Source organism: Bradyrhizobium sp. HKCCYLRH2060 (assembly GCF_051168135.1).
In the GTDB taxonomy this organism is placed as follows: domain Bacteria; phylum Pseudomonadota; class Alphaproteobacteria; order Rhizobiales; family Xanthobacteraceae; genus Bradyrhizobium.
Genome location: NZ_JBNPUK010000013.1, coordinates 140,867 through 159,111, shown reverse-complemented (window position 1 = coordinate 159,111; position 18,245 = coordinate 140,867). Strand labels below are relative to the sequence as shown.

Here is an 18,245-nt window from a genome sequence, read left to right as displayed (position 1 = left end):
CGTGACATGTCGAAAGTACTCGTAGTGACGTCGGGCAAGGGTGGCGTCGGCAAGACCACCACGACGGCGGCGATGGGCGCGGCGCTGGCGCAGGCCGGCGAGAAGGTCGTCGTCGTCGATTTCGACGTCGGCCTGCGCAACCTCGACCTGGTGATGGGCGCGGAGCGCCGCGTCGTGTTCGATCTCATCAACGTGGTGCATGGCGTCGCCAAGCTGCCGCAGGCCCTGATCCGCGACAAGCGGCTGGAGAATCTGTGGCTGCTGCCGGCCTCGCAGACCAAGGACAAGGACGCGCTGACCGAGGACGGCGTCGGCCGCGTCATCACCGAGCTGCGCAAGACATTCGACTGGGTGATCTGCGACAGCCCCGCCGGCATCGAGCGCGGCGCGATGCTCGCGATGCGCTACGCCGATGAGGCCCTCATCGTCACCAATCCCGAAGTGTCGTCGGTGCGCGATTCCGACCGCATCATCGGCATGCTCGATTCCAAGACCGTGCGCGCCGAGAACGGCGAGCGCGTCGAGAAGCACATCCTCATCACCCGCTACGATGCGGGCCGTGCCGCGCGCGGCGAGATGCTGTCGATCGACGACGTGCTGGAGATCCTGGCGACGCCGCTGCTCGGCATCGTGCCGGAGAGCCAGGACGTGCTGCGCGCCTCCAATGTCGGCTGCCCGGTGACGCTCAACAGCCCGGCCAGCGCGCCGGCGCGCGCCTATCACGATGCAATGCGCCGCCTGCTCGGCGAGGAGGTCGAGATGCAGATCCCGACCGAGCGCAAGGGCCTGATGAACCTGCTCCTGGGACGGAGGGCTGCATGAGTGTGCTGCGGCTCTTTACGGGGCGTGCGGCCTCCGCGCCCGTCGCGCGGGAGCGGCTGCAGATCCTGCTCGCGCATGAGCGCAGCCTGCGCGGCCAGCCCGATCTCCTGATGCAGCTGCGCGAGGAAATCCTCGCCGTGGTTTCGCGCCATGTGGTACTTGATCCGGACAAGGTCATCGTTCGCATGGACCGGGGAAAGCATGTCTCGACGCTCGAGGTCGACATCGAACTGCCCAATGGCGCCGACCGCGCCTTTGCCAGCGCCGGCTGAGACGTGGCGAGGCGCGCGCTGATGCGGCCGATCTTCCGCATCGCGGACAATCGGGTTGCCGTCAGCTCCGATGCTGCGGGACCATGGGATCCGACCATGCAACATGGGTCTGCGCCATCGGCGCTGGCCGTGTGGGCGGCCGAGCGCATTCCCACGAAGTCGCCGATGCGCATCGCCCGCGTCACCATCGACCTGATGCGCCCGGTGCCGCTCGCAGAGCTCCTCATCGAGACCGAGGTGCTGCGCGAGGGGCGCAAGATCCAGCTCTGCGCCGTGCGCTTGCGCGCCGGCGACACGGTGGTCGTCACGGCGACCGTGCTCAAGATCAGGCAGGATGCGGTGCCGCTGCCGGACGATGTCGGCGAGCTGCCGGTCGATCTGGTCGGCCCCGACGAGGCGCTGCCGGAGCCGGCTGATTTCTCGACCAGCCCCTTCGTGCGCGGCATGACGCTCCGCGCCGCGCGCGGCCGCTTCGGCGTCAAGGGACCGGGCGCGATCTGGTACCGCGTCGACTGGCCGCTCGTCGAAGGCCATGCCGTATCGCAGGCGATGCGCGCCGTGGTCGCGAGCGACTTCTGCAACGGCACCTCGGCCGCGCTCGACTTCCACAGCTACACGTTCCTCAATGCCGACCTCACCGTGAACATGGCCCGCGAGCCGGTCGGCGACTGGATCCTGCTGGACGCCGAAAGCTGGATCGGCCCGGACGGCGCCGGGCTGGCGATGGCGCGATTGGGTGATGCGAGAGGCTATTTCGGCCGCGTGGTGCAGAGCCTGGTGATCGAGAAGCGGTGAGGGGGCGGTCCGCCGTCCGTATCTCGTTCATAGCGGGTTGGCGAACTGATCACCGCACCAGTGCTGCTTCGCTTCCAACGGCGCGCCGCGGCGAGGTGTCATGAGGTTGCGCCGGTGATCGGCGGTTGCTTGCTTCGTTACGGGTGAACCAATCAACCCTGCGCCAAGCTCCGCTGCGCCCTCTCCCCCGCTCGCGGGGGAGTGTTGGAGAGGGGGCGCCACGCACACCGCCGCTGGAGCGGCCCCCTCCCTAGCCCTCCCCCGCAAGCGGGAGAGGGAACGCACTGCCGTTGTTGCGACTGAACGAGTCCGACCACGAATGATCTCGCTCTCATGCCGCGCGCACCGTGCCGAGGAAGCGCCCGACCTCCAGCTTCAGCCGGTTGCTGTCCTGCGACAGCGACTGCGCCGCCGACAGCACCTGGGACGAGGCCGAGCCGGTTTCGCTGGCGCCATGCTGCACCTCGGTGATGTTGGACGACACTTCGTGCGTGCCCTGTGCCGCCTGCTGGATGTTGCGCGAGATCTCCTGCGTCGCGGCGCCCTGCTCCTCGACCGCCGCGGCGATGGTCGAGGAAATCTCGGACAGCCGTTCGATGGTGCCGCTGATCTCCCTGATCGCGCCGACCGACTCCTGGGTCGCCGCCTGGATGCCGGAGATCTGCTGGCCGATTTCGCCGGTCGCCTTGGCGGTCTGCTCGGCCAGCGCCTTGACCTCGGAGGCGACCACGGCGAAGCCGCGGCCGGCTTCGCCGGCGCGCGCCGCCTCGATGGTGGCATTGAGCGCGAGCAGGTTGGTCTGCCCGGCAATGGTGTTGATCAGCTCGACGACGTCGCCGATGCGCGCTGCGGCCTTGGACAACTCGCCGACGCGGTCGTTGGTCTTGCGCGCCTGGTCGACGGCCTCGTTGGCCATCCGCGCGGATTCCTGCACCTGCCGGCTGATCTCGGTGACCGACGAGCTCAGCTCCTCCGTGGCGGATGCGACCGACTGCACGTTGGCGGTCGCCTGCTCGGATGCGGCCGCGACGGTGGTGGTGCGCTGCTGTGTGCGTTCGGCGGTCGAGGTCAGCGTCGTGGCCGACGCTTCGAGCTCGGTCGAGGCCGAGGAGACCGTGTTGATGATCTCTCCGACCGCGCTCTCGAAGCTGTTGGCCAGGTCATGCATGTCGCGCTTGCGCCGCTCGACGGCGAGCTTCTCGGCCTCCGCCTGCTCGGCGCGCAGTTTCTCGGTCTCGATGGCGTTGTTCTTGAACACCAGCACGGCGCCCGCCATGTTGCCGATCTCGTCCTTGCGGTCGGTGCCGGGAATCGGCGCCGCCATGTCGCCGCCGGCGAGCCGGCGCATCGCCTCCGTCATCGCCGTGATCGGGCGCGACACGCCGGCCACGATCAGGTAGCCCATCGCGATGCACAGCAGCGCCGCCAGTGCGATCACACCCAGAATCCAGGCGCGCGAGGACAGATAGACCGCGGCGCCCTTGTCGGCTTCCTTCTTGCCCTGCTCGACGTTCCAGGCGAGGTCCTGTTCCAGCGCCTTGCGGGCCAGCACGAAGTCGTCGCGCAGCTTGCCCATGAAGAACGCGGTTGCGGCGTCGACCTGGTTCTTGCGTGACAGTTCGAGCAACTGCTTGCTGTCGTCGAGATAGGCGGTCCACGGCGTCTTGAACGCAGCCACCAGCGCCTTCTCCTCCGACGTCGTCACCGTCGGCTCGTAGAGGCGCCAGGCCTTGTCGAACAGCTCGAGGCTTTCGGCGATCTGCCGTTCCTGGATTGCCTTTTCGTCGGCCGTGGTCGCCAGCAGGAACTGACCCTGCCGGGCACGATATTGCTCGATCGATTTGGAGATGGTTCCGAGCCATCCGGTCGCCGGCAGCCAGTTGTCGCGCACTTCCGCAGCCGAGCCGTTCACGCTACCGAGACGATCGATCGAGAAGCCGCCGAGCCCCATCGCCGTGATCAGCACGATGCCGAACGCCAGCAGGACCTTGTTGCGAATGGACAGGTTGGAAAACGACGGCATCTGCGACTCCGGCTTCGATAGGTCCAGGGATTGGGTGCAGCCGGCTCGAAGAGAGCGCGTTGCTGCAAATCGGCGCGACGAGCGCTCGTCGGTGAGGCGTCATGGTCCGCGCGTGCGGCTGATTTGGCCGGGGAGTTATAAAGATTGCTCTAAACTTGAGCAGACCAGGATAGCCGTATAAATACGGCGCGCTGCGAACTACACGCAGATGGAACTACGCGCAGCTGAACGGAACAAGCGTCATGGCGAAATCAACGAAGGCTGAAGGTGCCGGCGAGGGGAGCCAGTCTCCGTCGGAACTGATCGACGTCCGGATCAAGCAACTCGGTGACTGGCGCGGCGTCACGCTCGGCCATGTGCGTGATCTCATCAGACAGGCCGATCCCGATATCGTCGAAGAATGGAAGTGGCGCGGCGTTCCCGTGTGGTCGCATGGCGGCATCGTTTGCACCGGCGAAACCTACAAGGCGGCTGTGAAGCTCACCTTCCTCAAGGGAGCTTCGGTGCCTGACCCTTCCGGCCTCTTCAACGCCAGCCTCGACGGCAACACCCGCCGCGCCATCGACCTTCACGAAGGCGACGTGATCGACGAGGCGGCGTTCATGGCGCTGATCCGCGCCGCGGTTGCGCTGAATGGGACGAAGCGGAGCGGTCGGAAAGCGTAGCAGGGTCGGCGCAGCAGCGGACGGCAATCCTCACGCGTCGCTGCCCGCCCGGGCTCGCGAGCCAACGGGCCGCTGCGCATGCGCGGCGCGATGACAGGCTTAGCGAAGCACTCCCGTTGCAGGAAACGGTCGAGCACCTGACGAACTCGCTGGAGTTGCGCCGCGCAGCGAAACCGGCTATTCAGCGCCACCCCAACTTCAACGCAGGAGGCGACGATGTCCAGACTCGCACGCTTCCCGGGCTCGCTGCGCGATCATTGACGCGGCCACCGGGATGATTGTCCCGGATATGATCTGACTCTTTCACAACTCATCGAAAAGCCCGCGGCCCTCCTGGCCTGCGCTTGAACACGTGTGTCATGACATCTCATCCTCTGCTGACTCCCCGCCGGGAGCCGGTGCGTTCTTCGTTGTGTGAACGTCGGCTGCGGCGCTATGCGTCTCGTTTCCAGTCCCGCGTCGCTGCGCTGGCGCAGCGCCATCCGCATCTCGCCGACCTCGCGCTGAGCTTTCCGGCGCTGTTGTTCGCGGTGGCGGTGCCGCGCAAACAGGTTGACCCGGAGTCGGCGATTGCTCGCGTGATCGCGGGACGCTCGCTTGCCGAGGCGGCCGCCGCGGCGGGCTTGCCAATGTGGCTGCGCAAGCTGCCGCCGGAGGCGTTCGTTTGTCCGATCCCGCGGCTGCCGGATGGCGATCTGTTCCGCAGGCAGATCGGCAATCACTTGCCGCGCTCGCCGAAGCTGATGCCGATATGGCTGCAACTCGTCTCGGAGATGGCGACCATCGCCCATGAGGCCGCCGCCGTCTGGATCGCGCGGGAGTACATCCGTGCGCCGAAGGCCGTGAACCGCGACCGCGTGCATCTGCTCGCCCTGTGGATCTGGTTCTCTGGCCAGCCCGGCCGTCTCGCCCACGATCTCATCGACCGGCCGTGGACGCCGGACATGGGGCTCGATGCCGCAATCACTGCCGCATCCAATTGGCGCGGTCGGATCTCGCTGCATCTCAATCTCGGTCAATTGCCGATCAGCGACATGTGGCTCGATCCCGGCCGGGTCGGGGACTATGAGTTCAGGCCGCTCGACAAGATTCCGGATCTGGTCGACGAAGCGGCCGCCATGCGCAATTGTGTCCGCACCTACGGCGCTGACATCGTCCACAACCGCTCGCGGCTGTGGAGCGTCCGTCACCGGGGTGAACGCGTCGCGACGCTGGAGGTCGGCCGCCACTGGCGCGATCCTTTGCTGAACATCGTCCAGCTCAAGGGGGCCGGAAACGCGGCCGCGTCGCACGACCTGTGGTGGATCGCGCGACGCTGGCTGCATCTGCACGATCTCTCACAGATCAAGCCGGCCAGGATGAAGTGGGGCCAGGCGCCGCTCGACCACGTCACTTGGCGCGCGCTGTGGCGGCCCTATTGGCTTGCAAAAAGCCGGATTCCCGACTGGCTGCCGCTCGCGCCTTCGCGCGACGCGTTCGGTGCGCTGTGATGAAGCCGCGCGTCGGCGCGGCCGCGCTGGACCCGACGAACGACTCGGGCAGTATCCCGGCCATCGCGCAGAGCGGGGCCATGAACCGACGGAGGTGATTTGCCCGACGAGCGGACTCTCTCACATTCACCGTGGTTCGAGGGCCGCCCCGCGCAGCGGAAACCGCGTGCGCCGAATGTGAAATTCGGCAACGCCTTCAAGCCGATTTGGCCTGTCCAGATCCTCGACGAAAAATATTCGACTTTGCATTATCAGAAATATCTGTTTTCCTCTTCTCATCCCGCCTCACTGACGAGGGGCGCTTCGCGAACGTCACGACGCGTTGGGGTGGGAGGCGGTGGCCGCGACGGGCGCAGCGTGCTCCAAGCATGCCGACGTACGTCTCGTCGCGGACGGTGAAGTCGCAGGGTCCTGGCCTCCCGACGCTGAGGTCAAGTTTCGTGAGATCGCCCAGGGGCATCTTGCGGGACGACGGTGGCAAACAAGCCCGGTCGCCGGGGAGACTGCGTATAATCCGTCAACCCATCGCGCAGGGAAGGCCGGGTCGATCCGGCCGAACCTGTGGTTCTGCCGCGTGCTTTTTGCTGCACGCGGACCGCAGGCCTCGGTCGAGGCCTGGCCTTCCCTGCACCCTCCGTCTGATGGAGGGGAGGACGTCAGCAAGACTCGGACGCCGATGCGCCGCGAGATGGCGATGTCATGTTTGCAGATCGTGCAACAGACGTTCAGGTCGATTTGAGCGGCGCATATCGGTCGAGGGTGACCTATTGGATTCCGGCGCCTCGGGCCACGCAAATAGTGTCGTCCCCGCGAACGCGGGGACCCATAACCACAGGACGTTGTATGAGGCTCGCCTGCCGCGACATCCGCGCTCACCACGCCCTCCTGTGGTTATGGATCCCGGGTCGCGCTTCGCTTGCCCGGGACGACAGCGGAGTGCGGCGGCTGCGAGCAGGGCTAACCAGACATTCGCGCCGTCGTTTCGTCTGGTCTCGATCAATGAATGGTTCGCCGTCATTGCGAGGAGCGCAGCGACGAAGCAATCCAGAGTCCCGCGATGACCCGGGATTGCTTCGCTTCTGTTCAGCCCGGGGACATGGCTGACAGGTGTTCGGAGACATGGTTGACACCTCAAAATTGGCTCGATTCGTCAAGCAAAGGGGCGAGCGATGCCGTGGCGAGAGGTGTCTGTCATGGACCAGCGACGAGAGTTTGTGATGCTTGCCAAGCAGGAGGGAGCCAACCGGCGGCAGCTGTGTCGGCGGTTCGGCATCAGCCCCCAGACCGGCTACAAATGGATCGAGCGGTCTGACGCCGGCGATACGACGCTGGCGGACCGGTCGCGGCGGCCGCATCGAAGTCCGGAGCGCACCGCAGCTGCGACTGAGCAGCAGATTGTCGCGTTGCGCGATGCTCACCCGGCCTGGGGCGCGCGCAAGCTCGCGCATCGTCTCGATCGCGATGGGCAAGCTGTCCCGGCGATCTCCACCGTGCATAACATCCTGCGCCGCTACGATCGGGTGACGGAGCCTGGCGGCACGCCCGGGCAGCCCTACACGCGGTTCGAGAAGGATGCGCCCAATCAGCTGTGGCAGATGGACTTCAAGGGACACAGTGCGCTGGAGAACGGTGTGTCTTGTCATCCGCTCACCGCGCTGGACGATCACTCGCGCTTTTCCTTGTGCCTGGCGGCCTGCGACAATGAGCGCGGCTCTACGGTCAAAGGACATTTGGAGACGACGTTCCGCCGCTATGGACTGCCGGATGCGATGTTCGTCGACAACGGTGGCCCCTGGGGCTTTACTCTCGAAGACCCCTGGACCGCGTTGACGGTCTGGCTGCTGAAGCTCGGCGTTCGAACGATCCATAGCCGGCCCTATCATCCCCAGAGCCGCGGCAAGAACGAACGCTTCCACCGCAGCCTGAAGGCCGAGGTCTTTGCCTTCAAGCGTTACAGGGACCTTCCCGATGTCCAGCGGGCACTCGACGAATGGCGAGCCGTCTACAATCTCGACCGCCCCCATGAGGCTCTCGACTTCAATGTGCCGGCAAGCCGCTATCGGCCCAGCCAACGCACCATGCCGGATCGCCTTCCGACGGTGGACTACGACGAGGGGGAGATCGTCCGTTCCGTGTCGAGCACGAAGGCCTATGTCAGTTTCGAGGGACGGCTCTGGAAAGTCCCTCAAGCCTTTCGCGGTGAGCGACTCGCTATTCGTCCACTCAGACAAGACGGAAAATTCGGAGTTTTCTTTGCCGCTCATCAGATCGCAGCGATCGATTTGCGTGACCCCAAAAGTGTCAACCATGTCCCCGAACAGGTGTAAGCTATGTCTCCGGGCTAAACACTTCGCTCGCAATGACGACGACCACCGAAGCCGCGCTGCCGTGCCGCTACCCCACCATCCGCCCGCGTCCCTCCCAGTACCGCGCGCGCAACACCTTCTTGTCGATCTTGCCGACGCCGGTGACCGGCAGCTCCTGCACGAACTCGACGCGCTTCGGCGCGTGCGCGGAGCCCTTGCGGGCTTTCACCAGCTCGATCAGCTCGCTGGCGTCGATCTGCGCGCCGGCGCGCGGCACCACGATGGCGGTGACGGCTTCGCCCCATTTGTCGTCGGGCACGCCCACCACGGCGCACATCGCCACATCGGCGTGCTGCGTCAGCACATCCTCGATCTCGCGTGGGAAGATGTTGAAGCCGCCGGAGACGATCATGTCCTTCTTGCGGTCGAGGATGTACATGTAGCCGCGCTCGTCGCGGCGGGCGATGTCGCCGGTGTGCAGCCAGCCGTTCTTCAGGGTCTCGGCGGTGGTGTCCGGCCGCTTCCAATATTCACTCATCACATGCGGCGCGCGCACGCAGATCTCGCCGGCCTCGCCCTGCGCAACCTCCTGATCATTGTCATCGAGGATCTTGACCTCGCAGGCCGCGATCGGGAAGCCGCAGGACAGGAACAGCTCCGGCTGCTTCGGATCGTGGTCGGCCTTGCGCAGCACCGACACCGGATAGCATTCGGTCTGGCCGTAGAGCTGCGAGAACACCGGGCCGATGCGCTCGATGCCTTCGACGAGCCGCGTCGGCGACATCGCCGAGGCGCCATACAGCACAAGCTCGAGCGAGGAGAGATCGGTCCTGGCCAACGCGGGATGATCGAGCAGCACGTAGATCATCGTCGGCACGAACAGCGTGAAGTTGATGCGCTCGCGCGCGATCGTCGCCAGCACCGCCTCGGGATCGAAGCCCTTCAGCATGTGAACCGTGCCGCCGCGCATCAGGGTCGGCAGCACCTTGGTGCCGGCGACATGGCTGATCGGGGCGACCGTCAGGTAGCGGGCGCGCTCCGGAATCTCGAAATCGGCGAGGATCGCGGTGGCGAAGCCGCCATATTCCTGGTGATGACGCAGCGCGCCCTTCGACTTTCCGGTGGTGCCGCCGGTGTAGTTCAAGGTCGCGATGTCCTCGGGCGTGGCGAAGTTGCGCGCGGTGGCGTGGCCGGACTGCTCGATCGCGGCGAGGAGGTCGGCGCCGTAGCCGGCTGCGCCAAGCGTGAACACGTGGCGCAGGCCGCCCGAGCGCGCGGCCAGCTCGCCGCCGCGGTCGTGGAACGCGGCGGCATCGATCACCAGCACCTGCGATTCGGAATCGGCGAGCTGGAACAGCTGATCGTCCAGCGAGCCCAGCGGATGCAGCCAGGTGATGGCGAGCCGCGACAGCTGCGCCGCCGTGCCGGCGCACCAGGCATCGGCGCGGTTCGCGCTGAGGAACGCGACGCGTGTTCCCGGCGGCAGGCCGAGCCGCATGAACACGCGCTGCATGCGGCCGATGAGGTCGGTCGCGCCCTGATAGGTCAGCGATCCGCCAGGCCAGCTGAAGGCGGTGCGCGACGGATGACGCGACAGCGTGAGCAGGGTCTGCTCACAGACGACCGGAAACGAATGAAGCTGTGGGCTCATGGACGATCCTTCCGAGATGCCGCGATCGTTGTTGCGTCGCGTGGCTTGTTGCCGACGCTATCAGAAAGCCGATCGCGCTCAAGGTGCGCTTGTCGTCCTCGGAACATCGCTGCGCGCGCCGCGTTGCCCGGCCGAACAACAACGGAGCAAGGCCATGCGCACCTCGACAGCTTTTTTTGCGGGAGCCGGAACGGTTGCCATTGCCGTCGCGGCCGGTCTCGGCGGCGGGCTCATGATCGCGGAAGGCATGCATCCGAGATCGCCGGCGCTCGAGCAGGCCAAGCTCGAGCGTTCCGTGCCGGAGGCGCCGTCGCCAAGTCCGACGGTCACCTCGTATCTTGCGGCAACGCAGGCGGCTGCGATCACGCCGGTCAAGGTGGCGCCTGCCGCAACCGAGACGAGGCCCGTGACCCCGGTCTCGACCGATCCCTCGCCGGCGCCGCAAGCCGCCGCAGCGGAGGCCACAGCGGCCTCTTCGGCGCCCGCCGGCACCCAGGCCGCCGCCGAGGACGTTCAGGACAAGGCCGCAGCGAAGCCCGAGGACGCCGATCTCAAGTCGCGCGGCGCCGAGCGCAAGCGCGCCGCGGAGCAGCGCCGCGCCGAGCGGCACCGGCAATATGTCGAGCGCCGGCGGCAGCGCCGCGAGCAGGATATGCGCGCCGTCGAGCAGGCGGTGCGCGATGACACGACGCCGCGCGCCTATGCGGCGCAGCCGGTCGGCATGGATGGACCGCGCTTCAGCTTCTTCGGCGACGATTGATCGCACGCGGCGGCGTCGTTATCCCTGAGCCGAACAATGATCGGGGAGGACGCGCCGTGCAGGAGACTCGATGGGCCGGGCTGCGGACGCGGCTGCGCCTGCCGCTGATCGCAGCGCCGATGTTTCTGGTGTCCGGGATCGAGCTGGTGAGCGCGGCCTGCGGGAACGGCGTGATCGGCGCGTTCCCGACCGTCAATTGTCGTACTCCCGATGAGCTCGATGCCTGGCTGCGCGAGATCGCCGATCGGCTCGCGCGCCACAGCGATGCCAGTCGGCGGGCGGCTGCGCCGCTCTGCCCGAACCTGATCGTGCACCATTCCAACGCGCGGCTGCAGGACGATCTCGCGGTGCTGTTGCGGCATCGTCCGGAGATCGTGATCACCTCGGTCGGCTCGCCGGCGAAGGTCGTTGCGCCCCTGCATGATGCGGGCGCGCTGGTGTTCGCTGACGTTGCCTCGATCCGTCATGCCGAGCGCGCGGTCGAGGCCGGCGCCGATGGCCTGGTGCTGCTCACGGCCGGGGCCGGCGGCCAGACCGGCTGGCTCAATCCATTCGCCTTCGTGCGCGCGGTCAGGGCGTTCTTCGATGGTCCCATCGTGCTTGCCGGCGGCATCAGCGACGGCGTCGCGCTGCGCGCGGCGGAGATGCTCGGCTGCGACCTCGCCTATATGGGCACGAAGTTCATCGCCACGCGCGAAAGCCTGGCCGATGATCGCTACAAGGCGATGCTGGTCGCGAGCTCGGCCGACGACGTGCTGCTGACGTCCGCCTTCACCGGCCTGCCGACCAGCATGCTGCGGCCGTCGATCGTCGCGGCCGGGCTCGACCCCGAGGCCTTGCCGGCGCGCGGCGCGATCGAGATCGGCAGCGACATCGACATTGCTGCGCGCGAGGCGCGGCCGAAACGCTGGCGCGACATCTGGAGTGCGGGGCACGCGACCTCTGGGGTGACCGACATTCCGTCCGTTGCCGAACTGGTCGCGCGCACGGCCGATGAGTACATGGGCGCCGGGTGGCCACGCTCGTGAGAAAACGTGATGTGTGTCCTTAAGGCACCATTAACCATCGGGTCCCACAATCCGCGGAGCTTGAACTTGGCGGAATCGTGCGATGGGCATCGGGCTACGGCAGGACAAAGAGCGGGCGACGCTTGAGGAGATCCGGATCCGTGTCGGGCATGCCCTGCAGCGGCATCCGCTGTGCCGCAACGTCCAGTTCGACATCATGAGCGTTCCCCGCACCGCCCGCGGCGGGAACTGGACCATCAGCCTGCATTCGGTGGAACCGGCGGCGCTTTGGGAGGCCTCCGACATCGTTGCCGACATCCAGGCCGCGTACGATCTGCTGATCCCGGCCGAGCTGTCTTCGGCGGCGTGAAAAAAATATCCGTCATGTTCACAGGGCGGAATGGTGGCCGGCGTGTTTCTGTGGCATCGTAAAGCCTTAATTAACTCCCACTTTTCGGCAAAGTGCGGCTTTCCGCCGGGATACGGAGAATTGCGTGACGAAGTCGATCGCTTTTGTCGCTTTGCTGGGCGTGCTGATCGCAGGCGCGGCCGTGACGAGCGTCCTGATGCAGGACAGCGTGCCTTCGGCCGGTGCGATGATGCCGCCCGTGGTGGCGAAGAGCCCGCTCTCCAACCGTGAAGCCAAGGGCGACCGCCTGGCGATGGTCACACTTGCGGCCCCCGAGGTGCAGCAGCCGAGTGCCGCCCCGAAGACGACTCTCCGCCAGGCCTATGCCTATGCGCCGTCCGAGGCCGAAATGGCCAAGGCGTCGGCCGCTGCGGTCGTTGCTGCCGAGCCGGTGGTGCCGAAGTCCAAGATTCTCGCCCGGAGCGAGCCGACGCCAGCGCCGCTGAAGCCCGAGGTGCAGAAGGCCTATTCGCTGCTGTCGGACGGCCAGATCGCCGGCATCAAGGAGCGGCTGCGGCTCTCGTCGAGCCAGGAATATTATTGGCCGGCGGTCGAGACCGCGCTGCGCGCCGTCGCCCGTAAGATCCACGCCGGACGGCAGGGCGCGGCGAAGCCGGGCGCGGTGGCGCTCGATCCGGATTCGGATGAGGTGCAACAGCTGAAGTCGGCCGCGATGCCGCTGCTCTGGCAGTTGCGCGAGGACCAGAAGGACGAAGTGCGGCGGCTCGCGCGCACGATCGGCCTCGACAAGGTCGCAGCTGCGATCTGATCCGGGCGATCCCTGCCGTGAACACGTCAAAAGGCCGCGCATTGCGCGGCCTTCGCTGTTCGAGGGGGTCTTTTACCGCGCCGGCGGATTGGCCTCTGGATGCCCGCCGCTCTCGGGACCGGCTCCGGTCGGCGACGACGCGGGCGCGGTGCGCAGGTCCGGGGCCGGCCGCGCCGGCTGGGTCATGGTCGGAGCTTCCGGCGGGGTGATCGCGGCGCCGGCGCCGACCGTGGTGCCGCGATCGGTGTTGCTCGGCGCCGACGGCACCGGCGTCGGCTTGTCGCCGCCGGCAAAGCGCGTCGCGCCGCCGCTCTGATAGCCAGCGACCAGCAGGCCGGCGACCACGAGCCCGAGCACGAACAGGCCGCCGAGCTCGGGCAGCGCGCCAGATGGGGCGACGCCGCGGCTCCGGCCGTCGCCCTCGAGCGCCACCGCCGCGATCTCCCGGTTGTGCCGCGAGCGCAGGAAGGCCAGGAACGCGCCGGCCGCGATGATGATCGCGGCCGCGAGCGTGAAGAACATCAGCCAGCTGATGGGTTGATCGCCTTGCATGTCGAACATCCTTTGATCCGTGAGGGCTGCGCGACGTGCAGTCGCGTCAAACCCGCATGACAATCTCTGTTCGTTGCAATCGCCGGTGGCATGAAAGGTTTCCCGCCCGGCGGCGAAAATCTCGAGTCAGCGCCCGTCGCCGGCGGCCCACAGCGCGTCGAGCCCGGCGCGATAGGTCGGGTAGGCGAAGCCGACGCCGAGCTCCTGCCTGGCGCGGATATTCCGGATGCGCCGGTTGCTGGCATAGAAGCTGCGCGCCATCGGCGACAGCTCGGCGCTGTCGAACGGCAGCTCGGGCGGCGGGGCGATGCCCATCAGGCTGGCTGCATAGGCGATGACGTCCTGCGGCGGCGCCGGCTCGTCGTCCACGATGTTCCAGGCGCCGCCTTGTCCGTGCCGGATCGCACCCATGATCGCGCTGGCGGCATCATCGACATGGATGCGGTTGAACACCTGGCCCGGCTTGACGATGCGGCGCGCCCGCCCGGCCTGCAGCTCGACCAGCGCGTTGCGGCCGGGCCCGTAGATGCCGCCGAGCCGGAGCACCGCGAGCCGGTCGCCGATGACAGCGCGCCATTCCGCCTCGACGCGGACACGGGCCTGCACCCGGTCGTGCTCGGGTGCCAGCGGCGTGTCCTCGTCGATCCAGCCGCCCTGGTGGTCGCCGTACACGCCGACGGTCGAGAGATAGACCACGCGCCGCGCGCGCCCCGCCGTGATCGCGTCGCCGAAGGCGGCCAGCACGGGGTCGTCGCCGCCTCCGGGCGGCACCGAGATCAGCACGACGTCGGCGTCCGCCGTCTTCGCCAGCGTCGCGGCGGCGGGCGCCGTGCCGTCGAACAGGTCGATGTCATCAGGCGCCAGCTCCGCGCGCTTGCCGGCGCTGCGCACCGTGCCGCTGATGCGGGCAAACGCGCCACGGTGCAGCTCTACGAAGCGCTGGGCGGTGTAGCCGAAGCCGATGACGAAGAGGTTCATGGATGCCGTTCACCTGGACTGCGCGAATAGATGAGTCTCCGAGTTACCCGGCGCCGGGCGGCCCGCGCAATTCAAATGACGCGCGCGGAGTCAGCCTGCGGGCGGAGCGGTGCTGACCTGCCGCGCTTGTTATGGCTCCCGTCATGGTCCATGTCGTATGCTCCGGCGACAAGAGATGGACTGCCACGATGAATTTCCATTCGATCTACCGCCATGGCTTTGCCCGCGTCGCCGCCTGCGTCACGACCTCCAGCGTCGCCAACCCGACCGCCAACGCGGCGGCGATCCTGGCGGCGGCGCGCGCCTGCCATGATCAGGGCGCGGCGGTCGCGGTGTTTCCGGAGCTCTGTCTGTCCGGCTACGCGATCGAGGACCTGGTCAAGCAGGACCCGCTGCTCGATGCCGTGCAGCGCGGGCTGCTCACCCTCGTCGAAGCCTCGCACGACCTGATGCCGGTGCTGATCGTCGGCGCGCCGCTGCGCTTCGCCCACCGGGTCTACAATTGCGCCGTCGTGATCCATCGCGGCGAGGTGCTGGGCGTCATCCCGAAGAGCTACCTGCCGACCTATCGCGAGTTCTACGAAGGCCGCCACTTCGCCTCCGGTGCCGGCATCCGCGGCGAGATGATCGAGGTCGCCGAGACCATGGCGCCGTTCGGCACCGACCTGCTGTTCGCCGCCGCCGATGTCGCCGGGCTCGTGATCGGCGTCGAGATCTGCGAGGACATGTGGATCCCTGTCACGCCGGCGTCCGAACTTGCGCTTGCCGGCGCCACCGTGCTCGCCAATCTCTCCGGCAGCCCGATCACGGTCGGCCGCGCCGAGTCTCGCTCACTCTTGTGCCGCTCGACCTCGGCGCGCTGCCTCGCCGCCTATGTCTACGCGGCGGCCGGCGCCGGCGAATCCACCACGGACCTCGCCTGGGACGGCCAGACCTCGATCTTCGAGAACGGCGTGCTGCTCGCCGAGAGCGGGCGCTTCCGCCAGACCGGCCAGACCATCGTCGCCGACGTCGATCTCGATTTGCTGCGCCAGGAGCGCGCGCTGATGGGCACGTTCGACGACAATGCGCGCGCGCAAGGCGCCGGCGTGCACTGGCGCCGCATCGGCTTCGAGCTGCAGCCGGCCGAGGGCGACATCGGCTTCAGGCGCAGCATCGAGCGCTTTCCGTTCGTGCCGAGCGATGCCGCGCGGCTCGATCAGGACTGCTACGAGGCCTACAACATCCAGGTCGCCGGCCTGACGCAGCGGCTGCGCGCCACCGGCACCAAGCGCATCGTGATCGGCGTCTCCGGCGGGCTCGATTCCACGCATGCGCTGATCGTCGCGGCGAAGGCGATGGATCTGCTCGGCCTGCCCCGCACCAACATCCTGGCCTACACGATGCCGGGCTTTGCCACGGGCGCGCAGAGCAAGTCCTACGCGCATGCGCTGATGTCTTCGCTTCAAGTCAGTGCCGCCGAGCTCGACATCCGCCCCGCCGCCACGCAGATGCTGAAGGACATCGGCCATCCGTTCGGCCGCGGCGAACAGGTCTACGATGTCACCTTCGAGAACGTGCAGGCCGGCCTGCGCACCGACTATCTGTTCCGCCTCGCCAACGACCGCGGCGGCCTCGTGCTCGGCACCGGCGATCTCTCCGAGCTGGCGCTCGGCTGGTGCACCTATGGCGTCGGCGATCAGATGGCGCACTACAACGTCAATGCCGGCGTGCCGAAGACCCTGATCCAGCATCTCATCCGCTGGGTCATCGCCTCGCATCAGTTCTCGGCCGATGTCGACCGCACCCTGGAGGCGGTGCTGTCGGCCGAGATTTCGCCGGAGCTGGTGCCGGTGAAGGAGGGCGAGACGCCGCAGAGCACGCAGGCCACGATCGGCCCGTATGAGCTGCAGGACTTCAACCTGTTCTATACGCTGCGCTACGGTATGCGCCCGTCGAAGATCGCCTTCATGGCGCATCACGCCTGGAAGGATGCGGGCGAGGGCGCCTGGCCGCCGCACTTTCCGCCCGACAAGCGCAACGCCTATGCGCTCGGCGACATCAGGAAGTGGCTCGAAGTGTTCCTCAAGCGCTTCTTCGCCTTCAGCCAGTTCAAGCGCTCGGCGATGCCCAACGGCCCGAAGGTGGTGGCCGGCGGCGCATTATCGCCCCGCGGCGACTGGCGCGCGCCGTCGGACGGCAATGCCACGGCGTGGCTGGAGGACCTGGAGAGCGTGCCGAAGTGAGGGACGCAGTTCTCGTGGCATGTCGATGGCGCACCGTTTTGCATCACGGGCGGTGCGCTCCCTCTCCCCGTAAGAACGGGGAGAGGGAGCGCAGCGGCGCTCGCCGTAACCGCTGTTGCCTCCCACCGTCTTGCTCCGCTGCCCCGCTTGCCATATCCGAAAAAGCGTCGCAGCGTAGTTTGCGGCGCTGCAATTGCCTCTTCAAACGGAGCCCCTCCATGAGCGTGACCGCCGCCGGCATTTCCTCGATGGCGACGAGGCAGATCCTCGCCGAGCTCGCGGCCGCCTATGAGGAGGCGACCGGCGAGGTGATCACGATCGAATCCGTCGGCGGCGTCGATGCCGCCAAGCGCATCCGCGCCGGCGAAGCGTTCGATTTCGCGGTGCTGGCTTCCGACGCGTTGCAGAAGCTCGAGGCCGACGGCCACCTCGTGCCCGGCAGCATCATCGAGATCGCGGAATCGCCGATGGCGATGGCGGTGCGCGCCGGCAGCGCCAAGCCCGATCCGCTCGACGAAGCCGCCGTGCGCAAGGCGATGGAGAACGCCAAGGCGATCGGCATCTCCACCGGCCCGAGCGGCACATATGTGCAGAAGCTCGCCCGCGACTGGGGCCTGGAGGGCGATGGCGCCTCGCGCCTGGTCCAGGCCAAGCCCGGCATTCCCGTGGCCAAGCTGCTCGCCGATGGCGAGGTCGATGTCGGCTTCCAGCAGCTCAGCGAGATGCTCGGCGCACCTGGCATCGACATCGTCGGTCTGCTGCCGGACGCGCTGCAGCCGGGCACCGTGTTCGCCGCCGCGTTGTGCAACGCCGGCGCACACACCGACGCCGCACGCGCGTTCATCGAATATCTGGTCTCGGACGAGACCGCCGAGACCAAGCGCCAGCACGGCATGACGCCGGTGTGAGGCGGCGAGGGGCAAGGATCGTCCTGGACGTCACGTGCCTCGCAACTTCCGCATGGAACTTCGCTCCGCCGCGCCCTATGGAAGGACGTGTGCTGAAAGCGAATGGAAGGACTCATGCGTCGCTGGCCTCTCGTATCTCTCATCCCTCCGTTGCTGACCGGCTGCGTCACGCAGAGCGCGGAAAATGACAAGGCTGCGGAAGCCGCCGCGATGGCGACGCATCTGCCGGCCGACTATCGTCAGATCCTCGCCAACGATTTCAAGACCTGGCCGGACTACGCTGGCATGCCCATCACCAAGGCCCAGATATCGAACCCCGCCAAGGAGTTCGGTGACATCCTCAATGGTGGAACCGTGGTCGGCATCTGCGTGCGCTACATGACCAGACCGCGTGCTTTTGGACAGGAGCTCAGCCCGCGGACGGTGGTCGAATCGATTTCCTTCACCAACAAGCGCCTGAATCACGCAGGTCTGAAAGGCCGGCGCGAGATCGCGATGCTCAGCTGCGACGCAAAGCGCGTCTACTCGCCCTTTCCCGAGATCGAGACGGAGTAGGCACGGATCGGAAGCGACCAGCGCATCGGCACCGGCTTGGGGCGCGGCTGCCGGTTGC

The 18,245-nt window shown here is 67.1% G+C and carries 17 protein-coding genes; 13 read left to right on the top strand and 4 right to left on the bottom strand.

The window, feature by feature from the left end; translation table 11 throughout:
* Positions 1-6 precede the first annotated feature (6 nt).
* From minD to ACQR10_RS24225, 3 genes are read left to right on the top strand one after another with little or no spacing between them, the layout of a single operon-like run.
* Entirely contained in the window at positions 7-822 is an 816-nt protein-coding gene (minD, locus tag ACQR10_RS24235) for a septum site-determining protein MinD (RefSeq protein WP_315804603.1), read from the top strand.
* Entirely contained in the window at positions 819-1,094 is a 276-nt protein-coding gene (minE, locus tag ACQR10_RS24230; protein WP_315716282.1) for a cell division topological specificity factor MinE, read from the top strand. Before minD ends, minE begins: the two co-directional genes overlap by 4 nt.
* Positions 1,095-1,115: 21 nt before the next feature.
* Entirely contained in the window at positions 1,116-1,889 is a 774-nt protein-coding gene (locus ACQR10_RS24225) for a thioesterase family protein (protein ID WP_316181122.1), read from the top strand.
* Between the two features lie 331 nt (positions 1,890-2,220).
* Here the strand turns inward: ACQR10_RS24225 and ACQR10_RS24220 are convergent, their stop codons facing one another.
* On the bottom strand, positions 2,221-3,912 hold the full coding sequence (locus ACQR10_RS24220; protein ID WP_316218035.1) for a methyl-accepting chemotaxis protein: 1,692 nt from the start codon (positions 3,910-3,912) through the stop codon (positions 2,221-2,223).
* 242 nt (positions 3,913-4,154) lie between these two features.
* On the opposite strand from ACQR10_RS24220, the gene ACQR10_RS24215 reads away from it, so the two are divergent.
* The 3 genes from ACQR10_RS24215 (at position 4,155) to ACQR10_RS24205 (ending at position 8,394) form a co-directional block, all read left to right on the top strand.
* Positions 4,155-4,577: a DUF1801 domain-containing protein gene (locus ACQR10_RS24215; RefSeq protein WP_315804600.1), complete on the top strand. Its 423-nt coding sequence runs from the start codon at positions 4,155-4,157 to the stop codon at positions 4,575-4,577.
* A gap of 410 nt (positions 4,578-4,987) precedes the next feature.
* Complete coding sequence (locus ACQR10_RS24210) at positions 4,988-6,067, top strand: hypothetical protein (protein ID WP_316218034.1); 1,080 nt, start codon at positions 4,988-4,990, stop codon at positions 6,065-6,067.
* A gap of 1,169 nt (positions 6,068-7,236) precedes the next feature.
* Complete coding sequence (locus ACQR10_RS24205) at positions 7,237-8,394, top strand: IS481 family transposase (protein ID WP_316216558.1); 1,158 nt, start codon at positions 7,237-7,239, stop codon at positions 8,392-8,394.
* A 67-nt stretch (positions 8,395-8,461) separates the two neighbouring features.
* Here ACQR10_RS24205 and ACQR10_RS24200 read toward each other — a convergent pair whose 3' ends face one another.
* The gene (locus ACQR10_RS24200) at positions 8,462-10,024 is read right to left on the bottom strand and encodes an AMP-binding protein (RefSeq protein ID WP_316218033.1); all 1,563 of its coding nucleotides are present in this window, start codon (positions 10,022-10,024) and stop codon (positions 8,462-8,464) included.
* Between the two features lie 154 nt (positions 10,025-10,178).
* On the opposite strand from ACQR10_RS24200, the gene ACQR10_RS24195 reads away from it, so the two are divergent.
* From ACQR10_RS24195 to ACQR10_RS24180, 4 genes are all read left to right on the top strand, one after another.
* The gene (locus ACQR10_RS24195) at positions 10,179-10,784 is read left to right on the top strand and encodes a hypothetical protein (protein WP_316218032.1); all 606 of its coding nucleotides are present in this window, start codon (positions 10,179-10,181) and stop codon (positions 10,782-10,784) included.
* 56 nt (positions 10,785-10,840) lie between these two features.
* A complete protein-coding gene (locus ACQR10_RS24190; protein ID WP_316218031.1) occupies positions 10,841-11,812 on the top strand; it encodes an NAD(P)H-dependent flavin oxidoreductase in 972 nt (323 codons plus the stop codon).
* An 82-nt stretch (positions 11,813-11,894) separates the two neighbouring features.
* Positions 11,895-12,161 (top strand): hypothetical protein, encoded by a 267-nt coding sequence (locus ACQR10_RS24185; protein ID WP_315804595.1) that lies wholly within the window; start codon positions 11,895-11,897, stop codon positions 12,159-12,161.
* A 181-nt stretch (positions 12,162-12,342) separates the two neighbouring features.
* A complete protein-coding gene (locus ACQR10_RS24180; protein ID WP_315804683.1) occupies positions 12,343-12,969 on the top strand; it encodes a hypothetical protein in 627 nt (208 codons plus the stop codon).
* Positions 12,970-13,041: 72 nt separating this feature from the next.
* Here the strand turns inward: ACQR10_RS24180 and ACQR10_RS24175 are convergent, their stop codons facing one another.
* Together ACQR10_RS24175 and ACQR10_RS24170 are read right to left on the bottom strand one after the other, a co-directional pair.
* A complete protein-coding gene (locus tag ACQR10_RS24175) occupies positions 13,042-13,521 on the bottom strand; it encodes a hypothetical protein (protein WP_316181130.1) in 480 nt (159 codons plus the stop codon).
* A gap of 126 nt (positions 13,522-13,647) precedes the next feature.
* The gene (locus ACQR10_RS24170; protein WP_316218030.1) at positions 13,648-14,499 is read right to left on the bottom strand and encodes an SDR family oxidoreductase; all 852 of its coding nucleotides are present in this window, start codon (positions 14,497-14,499) and stop codon (positions 13,648-13,650) included.
* Between the two features lie 188 nt (positions 14,500-14,687).
* Between ACQR10_RS24170 and ACQR10_RS24165 the strand changes: the two genes are divergently transcribed.
* The 3 genes from ACQR10_RS24165 (at position 14,688) to ACQR10_RS24155 (ending at position 18,187) form a co-directional block, all read left to right on the top strand.
* Positions 14,688-16,724, top strand: coding sequence for an NAD(+) synthase (locus ACQR10_RS24165; protein WP_316218029.1), 2,037 nt, complete (start codon positions 14,688-14,690; stop codon positions 16,722-16,724).
* 218 nt (positions 16,725-16,942) lie between these two features.
* A complete protein-coding gene (locus ACQR10_RS24160) occupies positions 16,943-17,632 on the top strand; it encodes a substrate-binding domain-containing protein (RefSeq protein WP_316181135.1) in 690 nt (229 codons plus the stop codon).
* A gap of 114 nt (positions 17,633-17,746) precedes the next feature.
* Positions 17,747-18,187 (top strand): hypothetical protein, encoded by a 441-nt coding sequence (locus ACQR10_RS24155; RefSeq protein ID WP_315804590.1) that lies wholly within the window; start codon positions 17,747-17,749, stop codon positions 18,185-18,187.
* Positions 18,188-18,245 lie beyond the last annotated feature (58 nt).